Origin of the sequence: Xanthomonas sacchari, assembly GCF_024266585.1 — a bacterium.
Taxonomy (GTDB): Bacteria; Pseudomonadota; Gammaproteobacteria; order Xanthomonadales; family Xanthomonadaceae; genus Xanthomonas_A; species Xanthomonas_A sacchari_C.
Genome location: NZ_CP100647.1, coordinates 321,117 through 340,071, shown reverse-complemented (window position 1 = coordinate 340,071; position 18,955 = coordinate 321,117). Strand labels below are relative to the sequence as shown.

Genomic DNA, 18,955 nt, shown 5'->3' with positions numbered 1-18,955 from the left:
GGGCTTGCGCGGGGCGCCGGCGGACAGGGCGTGGTCTGGCGTGCGCAGGGCGGCGAGGAGGTGGGTGGATTGGCTCACGGGGTGGCTCCGTGGGCGGACGGACCCTCACCCCAACCCCTCTCCCGGGGGGAGAGGGGCTTGCGCGGGGCGCTGGCGGACAGGGCGTGGTCTGGCGTGCGCAGGGCGGCGAGGAGGTGGGTGGATTGGCTCACGGGGCGGCTCCGTGAGCGGACGTACCCTCACCCCAACCCCTCTCCCGAGGGGAGAGGGGCTCGAGCGGGGTGCCGGCGAACAGGGCGTCGACGCCTTCGATCAGGTCCGGGTCGAAGCGCCAGGCATGCACGCCCGGCGACGGGTCGCGGGCGGCGTCCAGGCCGCGGCAGAACAGGTAGCGCACGCCGCCGAAGTCGCGGGCGTAGTCATAGCCCTCGCCCAGGCGGAAGCGCAGCCAGCGGTGCAGGGCCACGGTGTAGATCAGCGCCTGCAGGGTGTATTCGCTGTGCGCCATCGCCCGCGCCAGCGCGTCGGGGTCGTAGGCCGGCAGGCGGTTGGACTTGTAGTCGAGCACGTACCAGCGGCCGTCGTGCTGGTAGGTGAGGTCGATCAGGCCGGTCATCAGCCCCTCCAGGCGCTGCCGCGCGCCGAATGCCTGGCGCTCGCCGGCCACGCCGAAGCGGTGCAGCAGCGCCAGCAACGCATCGACGCGGGTCGGGCGCATGGCGAAGTGGAATTCCATTTCGTTGCGCCGCTGCTCCTCCGGCACCGCGGCCAGGCAGGTGCCTTCGGGCAGCGCCACGGTGAGGGTGTTGCCGACCAGGGCGGTGAGCACGGCGGTGCCGTCTTCCAGTTCGTCCTCGGCGTAGCCGCCGCGCTGCAGGGCTTCGACGATGGCGCTGGCCTGCCCGGCCGGTGCCGGCGCGCCCGGGCGCCAGTCGCGCCAGGCGGCGAAGTCGCAGCGCTCGAACACGTCGTGCATGGCCACGCCGAAGCGGTTGCCGACGAAGCGGCGGTCGACCATGTCCACCTCCACCGCGGCGCTGACCGATTCGCTGGCGGCGGGTTCGTCGCTGCCGCCGCTGCTGGGCACGGTGGCGCTGGCCATCGGGTCGCTGCCGGCGTCGGCATTGGCGAGCTGGGTGAAGCTGTACACCCACCACTCCGGCAGCACGCGCCGCTGCGGCACGCGCGCCGGCGGCACCGGCGGCGCCGGCTCCGGCGGCAGGCGCGGCAACTGCGCCGGCGGCGGGGTGCTGTCGATGGCGATGGCGCCGGGACCGGCCGCAGCCTGCAAGGCGTCGAGATCGCGCAGCATCGGCGCCAGCGCGGTGCGCTCGTGCTGCGGGAACGCGCCGGTGGCGATCCACAGCGCGTGCTCGGCGCGGGTCAGGCCGACGTAGAGCAGGCGCGCGTCCTCGGCGCGCTGTTCCTGTTTCCACGCGGCTTCGGCGGTCTCCCAGGCCGGATCGGCGTCGCCGCCGCTGCGGCCGGTGTTCCACTGCAGCTGGCGGCCGCCCTGCGGCGCAGGCACCACGCAGTGGCGCCCGGGGCTGCGCTCGCTGCGGCCGATGCCGGCGTAGGGCAGGAACACCAGCGGATACTCCAGGCCCTTGCTCTTGTGCAGGGTGACGATCTGCACGCGGCGCGCGTCCGACTCCAGCCGCAGCTGCTGCGCTTCGTCGCTGTCGTCGGCATTGGCGATGCGCCGCGCCAGCCAGTCGACCAGACCATGCGGGCCGAGCGCGCGGGTGTCGGCTTCCTGCAGCAGTTCGGCCAGCTGCAGGTAGTTGGTGAGGCGGCGCTCGCCATCGACCAGGGCCAGCAGGCGTTGCCCGTGCGCGGCGCCGAGGTCGCCGATCAGGGCGAGCGGGCCGCCGCGCTGCCAGCGCTCGCGCCAGTCCAGCGCCTGCTGCTGCCAGCGGCGGTGCCGCTCGCCGTCGTGGTCGAGCGCGGCGATGGCGGCGGCGTCCTCGCCGATCAGCACGGTGGCCAGTGCCGCGCGCAGGCGGCCGTCGTCGCCGGGGTCGAGCAGGGCCTGCAGCAGCGCCAGCAGTTCCAGCGCCTCGTCGGTGGCGAACAGGCTGCGGCGGCCGGCGGCGACCGCGGGGATGCCGGCGGCGGCCAGCGCCTGCTGGATGCGCGTGGCCTCGCCGTGGCTGCGCACCAGCACGGCGATGTCGCCGGCCTGCACGGGGCGGCCGAGCAAGGTGGCAGTGCCGTCGCGGGCCTCGGCCAGCCAGCCGCGGATCGCCGCCACGCAGGCGGCGGTGCACAGCTCGCGGGCGCGGCCGGCGTTCCACGGCTTGGGCTTGCCCGGCTTGGCGGTGGCCGGCGGCGGCGGCGGTTCCGGTGCGCGCCACACGGTCAGCGCCGGGGCCGGCATGCCGCCGCGCTGCAGGTCGGCATCGACGCGCTTGCTGCCCGGCTGCACCGGGTGGAAGGCGATGCCGTCGGTGAGGAAGGCGTCGGCGTAGCCGGCCTGCGCGTACAGCGCGTCGATCGCAGCCAGCAGCGCCGGGCGCGAGCGGAAGTTGTGCGCCAGCGGCGGCGCGCGCTCGGCGTCCGCGGCGGCGGCCAGGTAGGTGCGCACGTCGCCGCCGCGGAAGCCGTAGATGGCCTGCTTGGGATCGCCGATCAGGGCCAACAATGGCGGCGTGTCGTCCGCTGTGGACAGCGATGGCGCGATCGCCGCATCGTCCTGTGCCGCGGCGGGGCCGGCCGTCTCCGCGGCGAACACCTTGCGGAAGATCGTCCACTGGCGGTCATCGGTGTCCTGGAACTCGTCGACCAGGGCCACCGCGTACTGCGCGCGCAGCCGCTGCGCCAAGGCGGCGCCGTGCGGGCCTTCCAGCGCGCGCGCCACGCCCTCGACCAGGTCGTCGTAGGTCTGCACGCGGCGCTGGCGCTTGAGATAGGCCAGGCGTTCCGCCGCGTCGGCGCGCAGCGCGTGCAGCAGGCGGATGCGGCGTTGCGTGCGCCAGTGCGCCAGCTGCGCCAGCGCGGCCAGGTAGCCGTCGATGGCGTGACCCAGCGGCGCGGCCGGGGTGCGCTCGGCGTGCTTCTTGTTGGTGCCGGCAGCCAGTTCGGCGGCGGTGAGCTTGACCAGCTTCGGGTGCGGCGGCGCGTCCGCCGACGGCGCTGCGGCGAAGGCGTCCAGCCAGTGCCACAACACGGTCAGCCAGTCGGGCTTGTAGCTGACCTTGCTCAGCACGCCGGCCTCGATCGCCGCGGCGATCGCCTCGAAACAGGCGGTGCCGTGGGTGCGGAACGCCTCGGCCAGCGCGCCGCCGGCGCGCTGCACGGCCTGCTGCAGCACGGCGCCGTCCTCGGCGGCGAAGACCGGCGCGGCCGGCAGCAGGGTCGGATGCCGCACCAGTTCGCGCAGATCGATGGCCATGCCGTCCGGCCCGCCCGGCCACAGCGCCACCAGGTCCTCGGCCATCGCCGCATCGGCGGCGCGTTGCCGCCACAGGTCGGCGGCGACGTCGCGCAACAACTCGCGGTCGTCGGCGAGCAACTGCGGCGCGGCGAAGGCCTGGCCGCTTTCCAGGGCGTGCTCGCGCAGCACGCGCGCGCAGAAGCCGTGGATGGTGAAGATGGCGGCGAGGTCGATGTCCTCGGCGGCCTGCTGCAGGCGGCGGCGCAGGGCGTTCGGGGTTTCGCTGCCGGTGGCCAGGTGCGCGGTCAGGATGGCGCGGGTCAGGGCGACGTCGGGTGGGTCTTGTTGCGGCGTTGGATGCGATGGGTCGGTCGCGGCTGATCCCGAAAAGGGGACAAGAGCCGCTCCTACGAGGCCTCCATCTGTGTCCGAGACCAGCGTCGCCGCCAGCGCCAGGCGCTCGCGGATGCGCCGGCGCAGTTCCTGGGTGGCGGCCTCGGTAAAGGTGACGGCGAGGAGTTGGCCCAGGCGCAGGCCGCGTTCGACCACCAGGCGGGTGAACAGGGTGGCCAGGGTGAAGGTCTTGCCGGTGCCGGCGCTGGCCTCGATCAGGCGCACGCCGTGCAGCGGCAGTTGCAGGTAGGGGTCGCGGTCGGACGTGGCGCTCATTCGGCGTCCTCCTGGGTACCGCGCCAGCGCTGCCAGCTTTCGGCCAGCCGTTCGGGATCGAGCGCGGGGCCGGCGTCGCCCTGTTCCAGCAGGCCGAACACGCGCTGGCTGGTGGCGGCGAACGCGGCGAAGCGCTGCGCATCGGCGAACGGGTCGCGGCCGCGGCCGACCAGGCGCAGTTCCGGACTGTCCGCCTCGCTCCAGCCGAAACCGGCCTGCCATTGCGCGGCGGCGTCCTTGATCGCCTTGTCGAGATCGCCGGTGCGCGCGGCCTGGTAGTACTTCCAGCTGCTGTACGGCGCGAACGCCAGCGGCGCCTGCCGGCCATGCCGATACAGCTGCAGCAACTCGCCCAGCGCATGCTGCGCCTGGGCGGCGGGCAACGGTTCGCGGTCCATCGGATGCGGACCGAGGCTGTCGTCATGGTCGAAGAAACGCACGTAGGGCGCGCGTTCGCCGGCGGCGCGCAGCAGCAGCCATTCCAGGCCGTGGCGGATCGCGCTGCGCCCGCTCAACGCGCCCACCTGCACGCGCGCCACGCCGGGCGCGTACCAGCCCGGCAGGCGGCCGTGCAGCGCGGTGCCGTCGAGGTCCACCTGCAGCCGCGGCGCCAGCGGCGGATCCTCGTTGCCACGCCACTGCCGGAACGCCTCGGCATACGGGCGCAACTGGCGCACGCGTTCGTCGAGCTGGCGCCGGCCCAGCGGCCCGGACGGCAGCAGCGCGCGCGCACGCAGGCGTTCGTACAGGGCCTCGGTGTCCTCGCGCAGCACCGCCTCGAACACCTGTTGCTGCAGGCCGTACTGGTCCAGCCCGCGGCTGGGCGCCAGCAGCGGTTCCAGGTCGCTGTCGGCCTGCGCCGGATCGGGCAGGCGCAGGCCCAGGCGCTGGCGCAGGAACTGCCCGGCCGGATCGGCCAGCAGCCGCCGCAGGTCGTCGATGGACAGCTGCGCCGGCAGCGCGTCGTCGGCCGCGGCCGGCAAGGCGTCGATCCACGGCGCCAGCGGCTGGCGCTGGCCGACCAGGCTGTCCACCGCCGGCCGCCATTGCCGGCGGTAGCTGAAACGGCGCGGATCGGCATCCTCGGCACCGGTGGCGCCGAACGCGGCGGCGGCGAACGGCTGCAGCGGATGCCGCACCACCAGCGCCGCGGCCGCGGCCGGGTCGGCGTGGTAGTGGGCAGCGCAGGCCAGCAGTTCGCCGACCAGCGGCGAGGGTTCGCGCACGCTGCCGTCGCGCGCGTCGGCGCCCAGGTAGCTCAGGTAGAACACCTCCTGCGCCGAGGCGAACAGCTGCAGGAACAGGAAGCGGTCGTCCTCGCGGGTGGAGCGGTCGCCGTGGCGGCGGCGCGTGGTGCCCAGCTCGGCGGTGAGGCGGTTGAGCCCGGCGGCCGGATCGCGGCGCGGGAAATCGCCGTCGTTCATGCCCAGCAGGCAGATGACCCGGAACGGCAGCAGCCGCATCGGCACCATGCGGCCGAAGCTGATGCCGCCGGTGAGCAGCGGCGCGCGCGTGTCCGATTCGCCCAGCACCGCAGCGAAGTGCGCGCGCACCACCTCGGCCGGCACCGCGGCGGCGTAGTCGGCGCGGGCGGCGTCGCGCGCGAACTGGTCGATCAGCGCGCGCAGCCGCTCCAGCGCGCGCTGCTGGCGCGGCGCCGACGGGCTCTGCGGCAGCAGCGCCTCGAGCAGGCCCAGCAGCACTTCGCGCCACTGCGCCGGCGGCATCGGCTCGGCCAGCGCGGCCTGGTGGCGGTCGAGCACGCGCAGCAGGCGCAGCAGCGTGTCCAGCGCGGCCAGCGCGCTGCCTTCCAGTTGCGGCCACGGCGCCACGCCGTCGATATCGTCCTCGGCGCCGCTGGCGTGGCCGAGCAGCAGCCGGTCCAGGGCGAAGCGCCAGGTATAGGCATCGTCGGCCGGCGCCTGGTGGCGCTGCCGGTGCGCCGCGTCCAGGCCCCAGCGCGCGCCGGCGGCGTGCAGCCAGCCGCGCAGGCGGTCCAGCCCGGCCTCGTCCAGGCCGGCGGCCTCGGCGATCGGCGCGCTGGCGATCAGGTCCAGGATCTCGTGCAGGCCGAAGCGCGCGATCGGCAGGCCGAGCAGCGCCAGGAAGACGTCGGCCAGCGGTTCGCTGGCCAGCGGGCTGGCGTCGGCCAGCGCATAGGGCAAGGCGTCGTCGCCGGCGTGGCCGCCGAACACCGCGTCCAGGTACGGCACGTAGGGGTCGATGTCCGGCGACAGCACCGCGATCTCGCGCGGCTGCAGCGGCGGCTCGAAACGCGGATCGTCGAGCAGCGCGCGCAGCTGGTCGTGCAGCACCTGCAGTTCGCGCAGGCGGGTGTGGCAGGCGTGCACCTGCAGACTGGGATCGTGCCGGTCCACCGCGGCCAGCGCTGTCGGCCGCGCCGGTGCGCGGCGATGGAACAGGTCGCTCTGCATGCGCCGCAGCAGGCTGTCGCCGAGGCCGCCGTCGGCCAGCGCGCGCCGGCCCGACTCCAGCGGATCGGCGTAGACCGCGATCTCGGTCAGCGGATGCACCACTTCGTAGTCGCCAATCAACGCCATGAAGTCGCGCCCGGCCGCGCCCCAGGCCTGCAGCAGCGGGTTCTCCTGCACCTGCTCGGCGAACAGGTCCACCGCCCCGCCATCGCGGCGGCGCTGCCACAGCGTCTGCAGATCGCCCCAATAGCCCTGCGTCGGCGTCGGCAGATAGAAGTGCAGCGTGCCGGCGCGCGCCTGCGTGGCCAGCACGCGCAGCACGTCCGGGGAAATGTTGAGCACGGCGAAGGCGAACAGGCGCCGCGGCAGGCCCTGCGGCAACGGCCCGTCGGGGCGCGCGTAGCGGTCCAGGTACTGGCCGATGCGCCGCGCGCGGTAGGCGCGGCCGCTGGCGATGCGCCGCCACAGCCGCGCCTGCGGATCGTCCGGGTCGGCGCCGCCTTCCCAGCGCAGCAGCCAGTCGCGGCGCCAGGCCTGGTACTTCTCGAACACGTTGCTCAGCTCGCCGGCCAGGCTCCACGGCTTGAGCGCATCGCCATCGGCCAGGTAGCCGGCCAGCGGCGCCAGCGCCGCGTCGTTGCCCAGGTCTCCCTGCAGCGCCGCGTACAGGCGCCAGTGCATGGTCGCCATGTCCAGGTCGTCGACCGCCGCGCCGAGATTGCGCTCCAGCGCGCGCGCGACGAACTCGCCGGGGGTGAGGAATTCCAGGTTCGCCGCCACCCCATGCACCGCGGCCAGGGTCGATTGCAGCCAGCGCCGCATCGCCACCTGCGGGATCAGCACCACCTCCGGCGCCAGCAAGGGCTGCTCCGGCGGCGGCCGGCGCAGTTCTTCGGCGAGCAAGGCGGCCAGGGTATCCAGCGCGTTGGACGGATACAGCCGGAAATCGGGCGCGGACGGGGCAGGCATGTGCCGGGCATTGTGCCGGATGCGCCCCACCTGCGCCGGCTCACCCACCTGGATCGCCTCGTTCGATGAGGCGGGAGCGCCGCTAAACGCGACACGCTGTTGCGTAGACGGGCATGGGTGACAGGTGCGCACACGGGCGTGAGCAGTGCCACAATACTGGACGGGCCAGTTCGGTTAAGTTCAGCCGAACGCATCAATCCTAAGCATGTTGTATTTTCGTTAAAGGTCGCGATGGCGTCTTCCGAACCCAATCTGGTGCAGTTGTCGGGCGTGCGCATCGATCGCGGCGGCCGGGCGATCCTGCGCGACGTCTCGCTGAGTGTGCCGCGCGGCAGCATCACCGCGGTGCTCGGCCCGTCCGGCAGCGGCAAGTCCACGCTGCTGGCGGCGCTGACCGGCGAACTGGTGCCGGTGGCGGGCACGCTGGACGTCTTCGGCAAGCCGCTGCCGCGCGGCAGCCGCGCGCTGCGCGAGACCCGCAAGAGCATCGGCGTGCTGCTGCAGGGCAATGGCCTGCTCACCGACCTGAGCGTGGCCGAGAACGTGGCGCTGCCGTTGCGCGCCCACACCCGCCTGCCCGAGCCGGTGTTGCAGCGGCTGGTGGCGCTGAAGCTGCACGCGGTGGGCTTGCTGGCCGCCGCCGATGCGTGGCCGCGCGAGCTGTCCGGCGGCATGGCGCGGCGCGTGGCGCTGGCGCGGGCGCTGGCCCTGGACCCGCCGCTGATGATCTACGACGAACCGCTGACCGGCCTGGACCCGATCGCCTCCGGCGTGATCATGAGCCTGATCCAGCGGCTCAACCACACCCTGGGCCTGACCAGCATCATCGTCAGCCACCATGTCCACGAGACCCTGCCGATCTGCGACCAGGCCGTGGCCATCGCCAACGGCGGCGTGGTCTTCGCCGGCACCCCGCAGGCGCTGCAGGCCAGCACCGATCCGCTGCTGCAGCAGTTCCTGCACGGCCGTCCCGACGGCCCGATCCCGTTCGATGCGCCGCAGCGCGCGCGGAGCGCCGCCTGATGGCCATCGTTGCCCCGATCCGTTCCCTGGGCCGTGCCGGGCTGTTCTTCCTCACCGTGCTGCGCGGCTCGCTGCCGACCCGGGACCTGCTGGCCGAGCTGATCCGCGAGATCTACAAGGTCGGCGCGCGCTCGCTGCCGATCATCGCGGTGGGCGGCGCCTTCGTCGGCCTGGTGCTGACCCTGCAGGGCTACCGCACGCTGCAGACCTACGGCGCCTCCGATGCGCTGTCGACCCTGCTCGGCCTTTCGCTGTACCGCGAGCTGGCGCCGGTGCTGACCGCGTTGCTGTTCATCGGCCGCGCCGGCAGTTCCATCGCCGCCGAGCTCGGCCTGATGCGCGCCACCGACCAGATCAAGGCGCTGGAGCTGATGGCGATCGACCCGGTGGCCAAGGCGGTGGCGCCACGCTTCTGGGCAGCGGTGCTGACCGTGCCGCTGCTGACCGGCATCTTCTGCTCGCTGGCGATCAGCGCCAGCTATTTCGAGGCGGTCGGCGCGCTCGGCCTGGATCGCGGCACGTTCTGGTCGGCGCTGTCGAGCAGCGTGGATTTCTGGGACGACTTCGGCGTGGCGATGCTCAAGTCGGCGGTGTTCGGCGGCACCGCGGCGCTGGTCGCGGCCTATGTCGGCTTCCATGCCGAGCCGACCATCGAGGGCACCTCGGTGGCCACCACCCGCGCCGTGGTCAACGCCTCACTGCTGGTGCTGATGTTCAATTTCGTCATGTCGGCGCTGCTGTTCCGCTGAGCGGCGCCAACGCGGGACCGGCCGGCGACGGCAGGCTCCGCGGCAACATCCCGGTCGCGGCACTGGCGCCGCGGCCACGCTGAATCAACAAGGTAGACACGTTATGGCTCTCCGTGGTCCCCGTCTCGAGTTCGCCGTCGGCGCCTTCCTGCTGCTGGGCCTGGCCTCGCTGCTGGTGCTGGCGCTGGCTTCCACCAACCGCCAGTGGGGCTTCGGCGGCCACCGCTACGACCTGATCGCGCGCTTCTCGCAGATCGGCCAGCTGCGTGCGCAGGCGCCGGTGAAGATCGGCGGCGTCATCATCGGCCAGGTCGCCAAGATCGACCTGGACCCGACCAAGTTCGATTCGGTGGTCACCCTGTCCATCGACGACAAGTACAAGGACCTGCCGGCCGACACCTCGGCGGCGATCCTGACCAGCGGCCTGCTGGGCGAGAGCTATGTCGGCCTGCAGCCTGGCGGCGACCCCGACACGCTCAAGCCCGGCCAGGAAATCGCCTTCACCCAGCCGGCGGTGGACCTGATCCAGCTGGTCGGCAAGTACATGTTCGGCGGCGGCAGCGCCAGCGGCGACAAGAACACAACGCCTGCTGCCGCACCCTCGGCCGACCCCACCACGCCCGCAACGGAACCCAAGCCATGACGATCAAATTGCTTTCCGCCGCTCTCGCCGCCGCGCTGGCCGTGGCCGCGCCCTCCGCCGCCCTGGCCCAGGCCGCCGCGCCGGCCGCCGCCGCCACCCAGGCCGGTTCGGCCAGCAAGGTGGTGCTCGAGAACAGCACCCGCATCCTGACCACGCTGGAACAGCGCCGCAGCGAGTTCAAGAGCAACCCCACCGCGCTGCGCCAGTTCATCGACAGCGAGATGAACAAATCCTTCGACCGCGACTACGCCGCCCGCCTGGTGCTGGGCGTGCACGGCCGCGGCGCCTCCGACGCCGACGTCAAGCTGTTCGGCGACGCGATGGCCGACAACCTGATGCAGCGCTACGGCACCTCGCTGCTGACCTTCGAAGGCAAGCCGCAGGTGCGGGTGAAGTCGGAAACCCCGCTGCCGGGCGGCCGCGGCGTCAAGGTCTCCACCGAGCTGCTGCGCAGCGGCGGCGACCCGGTGCCGGTGGACTACCTGCTGCGCAACACCGGCGCGGGCTGGAAGATCTTCGACGTGATGGTCGAGGGCGTGTCCTACGTGCAGACCTTCCGCAACCAGTTCGACACCCCGCTGCGCAACAAGTCGATCGCCGAGGTCGCGGCCGAGCTGCGCAACGGCACGCTGCAGGCGGCACCGGCGGGCAACAGTGGCAAGTGATGCGCAACTGCGCCGCGATGGCGACACGCTCGCGCTGAGCGGCGTGCTCGACCGTGCCGCGGCCACCGCGCTGTGGCCGGCGGCGCTGCGGCTGCTGCCGGGCGCGCGCGCGCTGGACCTGCAGGCGGTGTCGCGGGTGGACAGCGCCGGTCTGGCGCTGCTCGCCGAACTCGCCGCGCGCCTGCGCGCCCAGGGCCAGGCCGAGGTCGCCATCCACGGCGCCCCGGCCGGCCTGACCGACTTGAGCGCCGCCTACCGGCTGGCCTCGACCCTGGACTTCCACTCTCCCCCTGCGGCGAGCTGACACATGAACGTGCTGCGTATCCTCACTTCCCTGACCCTGGCCGCCGCCCTGGGCGCCTGCGCCGGTGCCCCCAAGCGCACGCCGCCTCCGCCGCCGGTGGCGGAAACCGCGCCGGCCACGTCCATCCAGGACCAGGCTGGCAGTGGCGCCGCCACGCCGGCTCCCGCACCGGCACCGGTGGACACGGCGGCCGACACCGCGCAGGCGGCTACGACTGCGCCGGCCACGACGACTACACAGGACCCGACCGATTCCGCCGATGCGGACTACGCCGCGATCTACGGCAGCGACCCGTACAACCCGGTCGCCGATCCGACCCTGCCGGAGGGCGTGCAGGCGCCGCAGAGCTACGATCCGTGGGAGAAGTTCAACCGCAAGGTGCATGCCTTCAACAACGTGGTCGACCGCGCCGTGGCGCGGCCGCTGGCACGCGCCTACGTCAACGTGGTGCCGCGGCCGGTGCGGCTGGGCGTGACCAACTTCTTCGACAACCTCAGTTCGCCGCTGACCATGGTCAACCAGTTGCTGCAGGGCCGTCCGCTGCAGGCGGGGCAGACCCTGAGCCGGTTCCTGATCAACAGCACGCTGGGCATCGGCGGCATCTTCGACCCGGCCACCGACGCCAACCTGCCGCGGCGCAGCGAGGACTTCGGCCAGACGCTGGGCGTGTGGGGCTGGCGCCGCTCGCGCTACCTGGAACTGCCGCTGTTCGGCCCGCGCACGGTACGCGATACGTTCGGCCTGGTCGGCGACGCGCCGCTGTCGCCGCTGCAGCAGATCGAGGAGGACCAGGTCCGCATCGGCCTGCAGGGCCTGCAGTTGGTCGACACGCGTGCGCAGCTGTTGTCGCTGGACAGTCTGCGCGACCAGGCGCCGGACGAGTATCAGCTGACCCGCGATGCCTGGTTGCAGCGGCGCAACTACCAGATCGAGAGCGACATGCGCGGGCACAAGCGCCAGGACGACGATCTGCCGGCCTATCTGCGCGAGGAAGAGACCAACCCGACGGTGCCGGTGGACGCGATGCCGGTGCCGGAGTGGCGCGGCGGGCGCTGAGTCGAGCGCACGATCCACCTACGAAAAGCCCGGCCTCGGCCGGGTTTTTTGTGTCTGAAGCTTTTGCTGGTATCGCCTGTGGACGCAGCGCGATGTGCGGGAATGACCGCTCGGTTTGCAGTGGGTGATCGAGGGTCGCGGCCGACGTCATTGTGCAGCCGGCTTCGCTGTTGCTCCTGCTCCTGCTCCTGCTTCTGCTCCTGCTCCTGCTTCTGCTCCTGCTTCTGCTTCTGCTCCTGCTTCTGCTCCTGCTTCTGCTCCTGCTTCTGCTTCTGCTTCTGCTCCTGCTTCTGCTCCTGCTGTTGCTCCTGCTGTTGCTGTTGCTGTTGCTGTTGCTGTTGATTTACCGGGGTCCCCTCGGCGCGGCAGCCACGGCGGGGAAAAACCCGAAGGGCGGCGCACATGGATGTGCGCCGTTCGCGGCAGGGGCAGGGCTCGCCGGAAAAAGGCGAAGCACTGCTTCGCCCCGGCGGGCGGGCTGGCGCCGTGAGGCGACTGCCCCGGACTTGGCTGCGAAGCAGACAAGCCCCTTCCGCGAATCCCCGTCGTGGCTGCGGACCCGGAGCGCGCAGCGCGGAGGGCGCGCTGCGGGGTGTGCTTTCTTTTGGTTACTTTTCTTTGCACAAGCAAAGAAAAGTAACTCGCCGTCAGGCGAAAGCTTTGCTCTTGCTACTGCTCTTGCTACTGCTCTTGCTACTGCTCTTGCTACTGCTCTTGCTACTGCTCTTGCTCTTGCGGCGGCGGCGGCGGCTGGATTGTAGAGCGGCTTCAGCCGCGACAGGCACTACCACCTGTGGGTCGTGGCTGAAGCCGCTCCTACAGCTCACTCCGTCTGATACATCAGTCAAAAGCAAAGGCTTTCGCCCTGACGGGCGAGTTACTTTTCTTTGCTCGCGCAAAGAAAAGGTAACCAAAAGAAAGCGCGCCCTGCCTTCGCGCCCTCCGCGCTGCGCGCTCCGGGTCCGCGTCCATCACGGGGATCCGCGGAAGGGGCATCCTGCCCCTGCCGCGGACGGCGCACATCCTTGTGCGCCGCCCCTTCGGGGTTTTTCCCCGCGCTGGCCGCCGCTTCGTAAGGGAACCCGGTAAGTCAAAAGCCGAAACAACAGCCACAGCCAAAGCACAGAAGCACAGCAACAGCCAAGGCAACGGCAACGGCAACGGCAACGGCAACGGCAACGGCAACGGCAACGGCAACGGCAACGGCAACGGCAACCGGTATGGTGCTGCAAACCTTGCGCAGGAGCGGCTTCAGCCGCGACAGGCGACGCCGGACACTACAACCCCGCCGGCAACCTGTTCCGCCTTAGACGCCCACAACAGCACCTTCAACTCGTCCAAGCACCGCCTCACGGCATCGAACGCCGCGAACCGTTACCCCAACGCGGCGTCGATCGCCGCACGCAGGCGCGGATCCTCGGCGGTGACGTCCGGGGCGAAACGCGCATGCACCTTACCGTCGCGGCCAATCAGGAACTTCTCGAAGTTCCACAGCACGCCCGGCGCCGGGTTCGGCTCGATGCCGTAGCCGGCCAGCTTCTCGCGCATCGGGCCCTCGCCCTCGGTCTGCGGCTGCGCGGCGATCAGCGCGCGATACAGCGGATGGGTCGCTTCGCCGGTGACCGCGATCTTGGCGAACATCGGGAAGGTGACATCGTAGGTGAGCTGGCAGAACTGCTGGATCTCCGCCTCGCTGCCCGGCTCCTGGCCCTTGAAATCGTTGGCCGGGAAACCGAGCACCTCCAACCCCGCCGCCTGCTTCTCGCGGTACAGCGCTTCCAGGCCCGCGTACTGCGCGGTGAGCCCGCACTTGGAAGCCACGTTGACGATCAGCAGTACCTTGCCGTCGAACTCGGCGAGGGTGGCCGGCTGGCCGTCGATGCGGGTCAGCGGAATGGCGGTCAGCGACGCGGACATGGGGCATTACCTCGATCGAAAGGGAATGCCAGCATAGTCGCTGCCGACGCGACGTGCGGAGCGCGGCGACCGCGTGACTCAGCGCACCGACAGCTCGCCTTCGCGCCGACGCAACCGCCATGCCCCTCACCCCAACTGACGACGCCCCGCCGCGCACCGCACGGGGCTCACTCCCGGTCGTCGCCCGCCACCTCGTCCGCCTCGGCCTCGTCCAGCGGCAGCGACAGGTCCAGCAGCGGCGCGGCCTGCGCATCGGCCAGGGTCTCGACCCCGCGCAGGCGGCGCTCGATGGTGCGGGTCTTGCGGCTGGCCTCGCCCAGGCTCTTGCCGACGGTGCTGATCTGCTTCTCGGCCTTTTCCAGGATGCCGGCGAACTTGCCGAACTCGCTCTTGACCGCCGCCAGCACCCCCCACACCTCGCTGGAACGTTTCTCGATGGCGAGGGTGCGAAAGCCCATCTGCAGGCTGTTGAGCAGGGCGGTGATGGTGGTCGGCCCGGCGACGACGATGCGGTGCTCGCGCTGCAGCAGGTCGGCCAGGCCGGGACGGCGCAGGGTCTCGGCGTACAGGCCTTCGGTGGGCAGGAACATCACCGCGAAGTCGGTGGTGTGCGGCGGGGCGATGTACTTGTCGCCGATCGACTTGGCCTGCACCCGGATCGCGCGTTCCAGTTGCGCACCCGTCGCCTGCACCAATTCCGGATCGCCCTGCTCCTGCGCGTCGAGCAGGCGCTCGTAGTCCTCGCGCGGGAACTTGGCGTCGATCGGCAGCCACACCGGCGTGTCCTCGTGGCCGCGGCCGGGCAGGCGCACGGCGAAATCGACCATTTCGTTGCGCTCCGGGCGCACCCGCACGCCGCGTGCGTACTGCTCCTGGGTCAGGGTCTGCTCGAGGATGTTCTCCAGCTGCACTTCGCCCCAGCCGCCGCGGTTCTTGACGTTGCTCAGCACGCGCTTGAGGTCGCCGACGCCGGTGGCCAGCTGCTGCATCTCGCCCAGGCCGCGCTGGACCTGCTCGAGCCGTTCGGAGACCAGCTTGAACGAGGCGTCCAGGCGCGTGTTGAGGGTGGTCTGCAGCTTCTCGTCGACGGTGCCGCGCATCTGCTCGAGCTTGGCCGCGTTGTCGGCCTGCAGTTCCTTCAGCCGCTCCTCCAGGGTGGCGCGCATCTCGCCCAGGCGCTGCTCGTTGCGCTGGACCAGCTCGCCCAGGCGCTGGCCGAGCGTGTCGGCGAAGCGCTGCTGCGCGTCGGCACCTTCCTGGCGGCCCTTGCGCGCATCCTCGAGCAGGGCCTCGCGCAGCGCGCCCAGTTGCGCGTCGATGCGCGCGATCAACTCGGCCTGCTGCTGGCCGAACTGGGCCATGCGCGCATCCTGCTGCTGGCCGAAGGCATCGAGCTGGCCGCGGATCTCGACCAGGCGCTGGCTCAGCAGCTCGGCCATGCGCTGCTGCGCTTCGCCGGCTTCGACCCGGCCGCGTCGCGCGTCCTCGGTCAGCGCTTCGCGCAGCAGGTCCAGGCGCTGGTCGGTGCGGGTGGACAGATCGGCCAGATGGCGGGCGAAGCCTTCGCTGCGCGCGTCCTGCTGGCGCGCCAGGCTGTCGAGCTGCTCGCGCAGTTCGCCACGGCCGCTGCGCTGCTCCTCGCGCAGGGCCGCCTCCAGCGCGGCATGGTTGCCCCGCCGCAGCAACACGGCCAGCAACAGGGCGATGACGGCGCACAACAGGCCGGCGAGGATCAGGAAATAGACATCGTTCTGCATGCGGCCAGTGTAGCCGGCCACGTCTCAATCGCTGCGCCACGCGCCAGCGGGCGGACAGCGCCGGATATACCTTGGTATCGCCGCCATGGCCTCATGCAGGCTGGTGCGGGCAGGGGCCGCGTGCCAAGCTTTGCGCCACCCGCTCCTGGCCCGGCCAGTGGGCGCTGCCGCGGCATCAGGCCGCACCAGGCCATCGCGCCCCGCGCGATCCGTTCCCCTGACACCGGAGGCGCGCATGGACCCCGATCCGCATCGACGCGGCGTCAGCGCCGCAGTCCCAGTCCCCCGCCATTCTCCCCGCCTGGTCGCTGCCCGGCGCTGAGCCGGAAGACGCCCGCCGCCCGCACGCTGCGACGTCCTTGCCGGCCACGCGCCGCAAGGAGGTCGTCATGTTCGCGTTCTCGCTGTTCTCCCGCCGTTTCCGTCTGCAGCGCGGCCTGCAGCGCGCGCTGCGCGCCGCCGTCGCCATGCGCCGTCCCGAGGCGCTGCGCCATCTGCTCGCCGCCCACGGCGCCCGCGCCTTCGCCCTGGCGCTGGCCGCGCAGTCGCCGCGGGTGATGGCCGACGCGCTGTCGCTGCTGTCCGTCGCCGACCGCATCCGGGTCCGCGCACGCTTGCCGCACGCGGCGCAGCGGCGCCTGCACGCCGCCGGGGAAAGCGCCCCGGCGGCGCATTGGCGGCATGCCGCGCTGGCCTGGTGGCCCGGGGTGCGCTGAAACCCGCACACCCACGCCCGTGGTGTCGAATGCCATCTCGCCCCGGCATCATGCGCACCCCACCTCCGCTCATTCCCTTTCCCGGAGCCGCCATGACCGCGCCCTTCGCCCACCGGAACGCCCCCTGATGGAAGCCCTGCGCCTGTTCAATCTCGGCTCGCTGCTCGACACGCTGGTGAGCCTGACCGCCGCCTTCGTGCTCGGCGCGATCATCGGTTTCGAGCGCCAGGTGCGCCAGCGCACCGCCGGGCTGCGTACCAACACCCTGGTCGCGGTCGGCGCGGCGATCTTCGTCTCGCTCGGCGACCGCCTGTTCGAGATCCACGGCGGCACCCAGGGCGCGGTGCAGGTGGTGGCCTACGTGGTCTCCGGCATCGGCTTTCTCGGCGCCGGCGCGATCATGAAGGAGGGCGCCAACGTCACCGGGCTCAACACCGCGGCCACGCTGTGGGGGTCGGGCGCGGTCGGCGCCTGCGCCGGCGCCGGGCTGGTCGCCGAGGCGGTGCTGGCGGCGATGTTCGTGCTGCTCAGCAACACCCTGCTGCGGCCGATGGTGAACCGCATCAACCGGCATCCGCTGAAGGAATCCTCGCTCGAAGCCACCTACATGTTCTATGCGATCTGCGCCCGCGAGGTGCACGGCGACGTGCGCGAGCGGCTGATCGAACTGCTGGAGGAGGCGCACTACCCGGCGCGCGAGGTCGAGCAGCATCCGTTCGGGCACCAGGACGTGGAGATCGCCGCCACCCTGTACGCCACCGCGGTGCGCGCCGAGGAACTGGATGCGGTGGTGCAGCGCCTGGAAGGCGAACCGGGTGTACAACAGGCGTTCTGGAACGCCGGCGCCGAAGCCTGAGCCGGCCATGCCCCGCCCCCCTCGCTCCCACCCCGCGCTGCCGATGATCGCCTGGTTCAAGCCGCTGCCGCCGCACCGCCGCCTGCTCGGCCTGGCCGCGCTGGGCCTGGCGCTGGGCGCGATCTTCGTCGCCGACACGGTCACCGACTACGCGGTGGCGGCGGCGTTGTTCTACACGGTGGCGATCCTCGGCGCCGTGCGCTTGCTGGCCCCGGCCGGGCTGGGCGTGCTGGCCGGCATCTGCGTGGTGCTGGTCGTGCTCAGCTTCCATCTGACCCATGCCGGTGCCTACCACGTGGGCGTGATCAACTCGGCGATCAGCATCGTGGTGGTCGCGGTCACCGCCTCGATCGCGGTGCGCATGGAGCGCGCCAAGGCCGCCGCGCACGCGGCGCAGGCGCAGTTGCTGCGGCTGGCGCGGGTGCGCAGCCTGGGCAGCCTGACCGCGTCGATCGCGCACGAGGTCAACCAGCCGCTGGCGGCCATCGTCACCAGCGGCAACGCCTGCCAGCGCTGGCTCGACCAGCAGCCACCGAACCTGGACAAGGCGCGCGCGGCGCTGGCGCGCATCCTCGCCGACGCCGAGCGCGCCGGCGAGGTGATCGCGCGGGTGCGCAGCCTGACCCGGGGCGAGGCGCCGCAGCAGCGCGCCTTCGACCTCAATGCCGCGGTGGCCGAGGTGCTGGCGTTGTCGCAGGGCGAACTGGAGCGCAGCGCGGTCAGCGTGCACACCGAACTGTCGGCGCTGCTGCCGCCGGTGTCGGCCGACCCGGTGCAGATCCAGCAGGTGATCGGCAACCTGCTGCTCAATGCGATCGAGGCGATGGCCGCCACGCCGCCGGCGCAGCGCACGCTGCGCATCGTCACCGCGCGCGAGGACGCGCGTTCGGTGCGGCTGAGCCTGGCCGACAGCGGCGAAGGCTTGTCCGCGCAGGCGCAGGCGCATCTGTTCGATGCGTTCTGGACCACCAAGCAGGGCGGCATCGGCATCGGCCTGAGCATCAGCCGCAGCATCGTCGAGGCCGGCAGCGGCCGCATCTGGGCCGAACCCGGGCGGCCGCGCGGTGCGGTGTTCCACGTCTGCCTGCCCACCGCCAGCGGGGCCCGGCCATGAACGCCGAGGCGACCGCGCGCCCGGTGGTGTACCTGATCGACGACGACGCCTCGATCCGCGCCGCGCTGGAAGACCTGTTCGCCTCGGTGGACCTGCAGGTGCACGCCTTCGCCTCGACCCGCGAGTTCCTGGCGCATCCGCGCACCGATGCGCCGAGTTGCCTGGTGCTGGACATCCGCATGCCCGGGCAGAGCGGCATGGATTTCCACCGCAACATGCACGAGGCCGGGCTGGCGCTGCCGACCATCTTCATCACCGGCCACGGCGACATCCCGATGAGCGTGGAGGCGATGAAGAACGGCGCGATCGAATTCCTGACCAAACCATTCCGCGACCAGGACCTGCTCGACGCGATCGGCCAGGGCATCGCCCGCGACCGCGCGCGCCGCGCCGCCGCTGCGGCCCAGGCCGACCTGCAGGCGCGCTGGGCGCGGCTCAGTGCCGGCGAACGCGAGGTGGTGGAGCTGGTGGTGCAGGGCCTGTTGAACAAGCAGGTGGCGGCACGGCTGCAGCTCAGCGAGATCACGGTGAAGGTGCGCCGCGGCAATGCGATGCGCAAGCTGGAGGTCGGCTCGCTGGCCGAACTGGTGCGGCTGGCGGAGCGGCTGGGGCTGTAGGGCGGCGCGGATCGTGCGCCGGTGCCGCGGCGGAGCAGGATGCGTCTCCCGGACAGGCGCGGCGCTAGTCCCCCGGAATCAGATGCGAC

15 protein-coding genes are annotated in these 18,955 nt (G+C 71.9%); 10 read left to right on the top strand and 5 right to left on the bottom strand.

Annotated elements, in window-relative coordinates:
- Positions 1-208: 208 nt before the first annotated feature.
- Both recB and recC read right to left on the bottom strand, forming a co-directional pair.
- Complete coding sequence (gene recB, locus NKJ47_RS01360) at positions 209-4,045, bottom strand: exodeoxyribonuclease V subunit beta (protein ID WP_254459793.1); 3,837 nt, start codon at positions 4,043-4,045, stop codon at positions 209-211.
- Positions 4,042-7,449: an exodeoxyribonuclease V subunit gamma gene (gene recC, locus NKJ47_RS01355; RefSeq protein ID WP_254459792.1), complete on the bottom strand. Its 3,408-nt coding sequence runs from the start codon at positions 7,447-7,449 to the stop codon at positions 4,042-4,044. The genes recB and recC overlap by 4 nt, the downstream gene beginning before the upstream one ends.
- A gap of 231 nt (positions 7,450-7,680) precedes the next feature.
- On the opposite strand from recC, the gene NKJ47_RS01350 reads away from it, so the two are divergent.
- From NKJ47_RS01350 to NKJ47_RS01325, 6 genes are all read left to right on the top strand, one after another.
- On the top strand, positions 7,681-8,472 hold the full coding sequence (locus tag NKJ47_RS01350) for an ABC transporter ATP-binding protein (RefSeq protein ID WP_254459791.1): 792 nt from the start codon (positions 7,681-7,683) through the stop codon (positions 8,470-8,472).
- Positions 8,472-9,221, top strand: a complete 750-nt coding sequence (locus tag NKJ47_RS01345) for an MlaE family lipid ABC transporter permease subunit (RefSeq protein WP_010341089.1) — start codon at positions 8,472-8,474, stop codon at positions 9,219-9,221. The genes NKJ47_RS01350 and NKJ47_RS01345 overlap by 1 nt, the downstream gene beginning before the upstream one ends.
- Positions 9,222-9,324: 103 nt before the next feature.
- Positions 9,325-9,864 (top strand): outer membrane lipid asymmetry maintenance protein MlaD, encoded by a 540-nt coding sequence (mlaD, locus tag NKJ47_RS01340; RefSeq protein ID WP_254459790.1) that lies wholly within the window; start codon positions 9,325-9,327, stop codon positions 9,862-9,864.
- A complete protein-coding gene (locus NKJ47_RS01335; RefSeq protein ID WP_043093983.1) occupies positions 9,861-10,529 on the top strand; it encodes an MlaC/ttg2D family ABC transporter substrate-binding protein in 669 nt (222 codons plus the stop codon). The genes mlaD and NKJ47_RS01335 overlap by 4 nt, the downstream gene beginning before the upstream one ends.
- Entirely contained in the window at positions 10,519-10,833 is a 315-nt protein-coding gene (locus NKJ47_RS01330) for an STAS domain-containing protein (RefSeq protein WP_254459789.1), read from the top strand. The genes NKJ47_RS01335 and NKJ47_RS01330 overlap by 11 nt, the downstream gene beginning before the upstream one ends.
- A 3-nt stretch (positions 10,834-10,836) precedes the next feature.
- Positions 10,837-11,889 carry an MlaA family lipoprotein gene (locus tag NKJ47_RS01325; RefSeq protein WP_254459788.1) on the top strand — a complete coding sequence of 351 codons (1,053 nt, stop codon included), beginning with the start codon at positions 10,837-10,839 and terminating at the stop codon, positions 11,887-11,889.
- On the opposite strand, the gene NKJ47_RS01320 is transcribed toward NKJ47_RS01325, so the two are convergent.
- The 3 genes from NKJ47_RS01320 to rmuC form a co-directional block, all read right to left on the bottom strand.
- A complete protein-coding gene (locus tag NKJ47_RS01320) occupies positions 11,811-12,293 on the bottom strand; it encodes a hypothetical protein (protein ID WP_254459787.1) in 483 nt (160 codons plus the stop codon). The two genes, NKJ47_RS01325 and NKJ47_RS01320, sit on opposite strands and share 79 nt — an antisense overlap.
- Positions 12,294-13,263: 970 nt before the next feature.
- The gene (locus NKJ47_RS01315; RefSeq protein ID WP_254459786.1) at positions 13,264-13,806 is read right to left on the bottom strand and encodes a glutathione peroxidase; all 543 of its coding nucleotides are present in this window, start codon (positions 13,804-13,806) and stop codon (positions 13,264-13,266) included.
- A 167-nt stretch (positions 13,807-13,973) separates the two neighbouring features.
- Positions 13,974-15,563: a DNA recombination protein RmuC gene (gene rmuC, locus NKJ47_RS01310; protein ID WP_254461299.1), complete on the bottom strand. Its 1,590-nt coding sequence runs from the start codon at positions 15,561-15,563 to the stop codon at positions 13,974-13,976.
- A 389-nt stretch (positions 15,564-15,952) separates the two neighbouring features.
- Here rmuC and NKJ47_RS01305 point away from each other — a divergent pair, with 389 nt between their 5' ends.
- From NKJ47_RS01305 to NKJ47_RS01290, 4 genes are all read left to right on the top strand, one after another.
- Positions 15,953-16,279 carry a hypothetical protein gene (locus tag NKJ47_RS01305; protein ID WP_254459785.1) on the top strand — a complete coding sequence of 109 codons (327 nt, stop codon included), beginning with the start codon at positions 15,953-15,955 and terminating at the stop codon, positions 16,277-16,279.
- A gap of 127 nt (positions 16,280-16,406) precedes the next feature.
- Positions 16,407-17,135, top strand: coding sequence for an MgtC/SapB family protein (locus NKJ47_RS01300; RefSeq protein ID WP_254459784.1), 729 nt, complete (start codon positions 16,407-16,409; stop codon positions 17,133-17,135).
- Positions 17,136-17,178: 43 nt separating this feature from the next.
- Positions 17,179-18,249, top strand: coding sequence for a sensor histidine kinase (locus NKJ47_RS01295; protein ID WP_254461298.1), 1,071 nt, complete (start codon positions 17,179-17,181; stop codon positions 18,247-18,249).
- Complete coding sequence (locus NKJ47_RS01290) at positions 18,246-18,866, top strand: response regulator transcription factor (RefSeq protein ID WP_254459783.1); 621 nt, start codon at positions 18,246-18,248, stop codon at positions 18,864-18,866. The genes NKJ47_RS01295 and NKJ47_RS01290 overlap by 4 nt, the downstream gene beginning before the upstream one ends.
- Positions 18,867-18,955 lie beyond the last annotated feature (89 nt).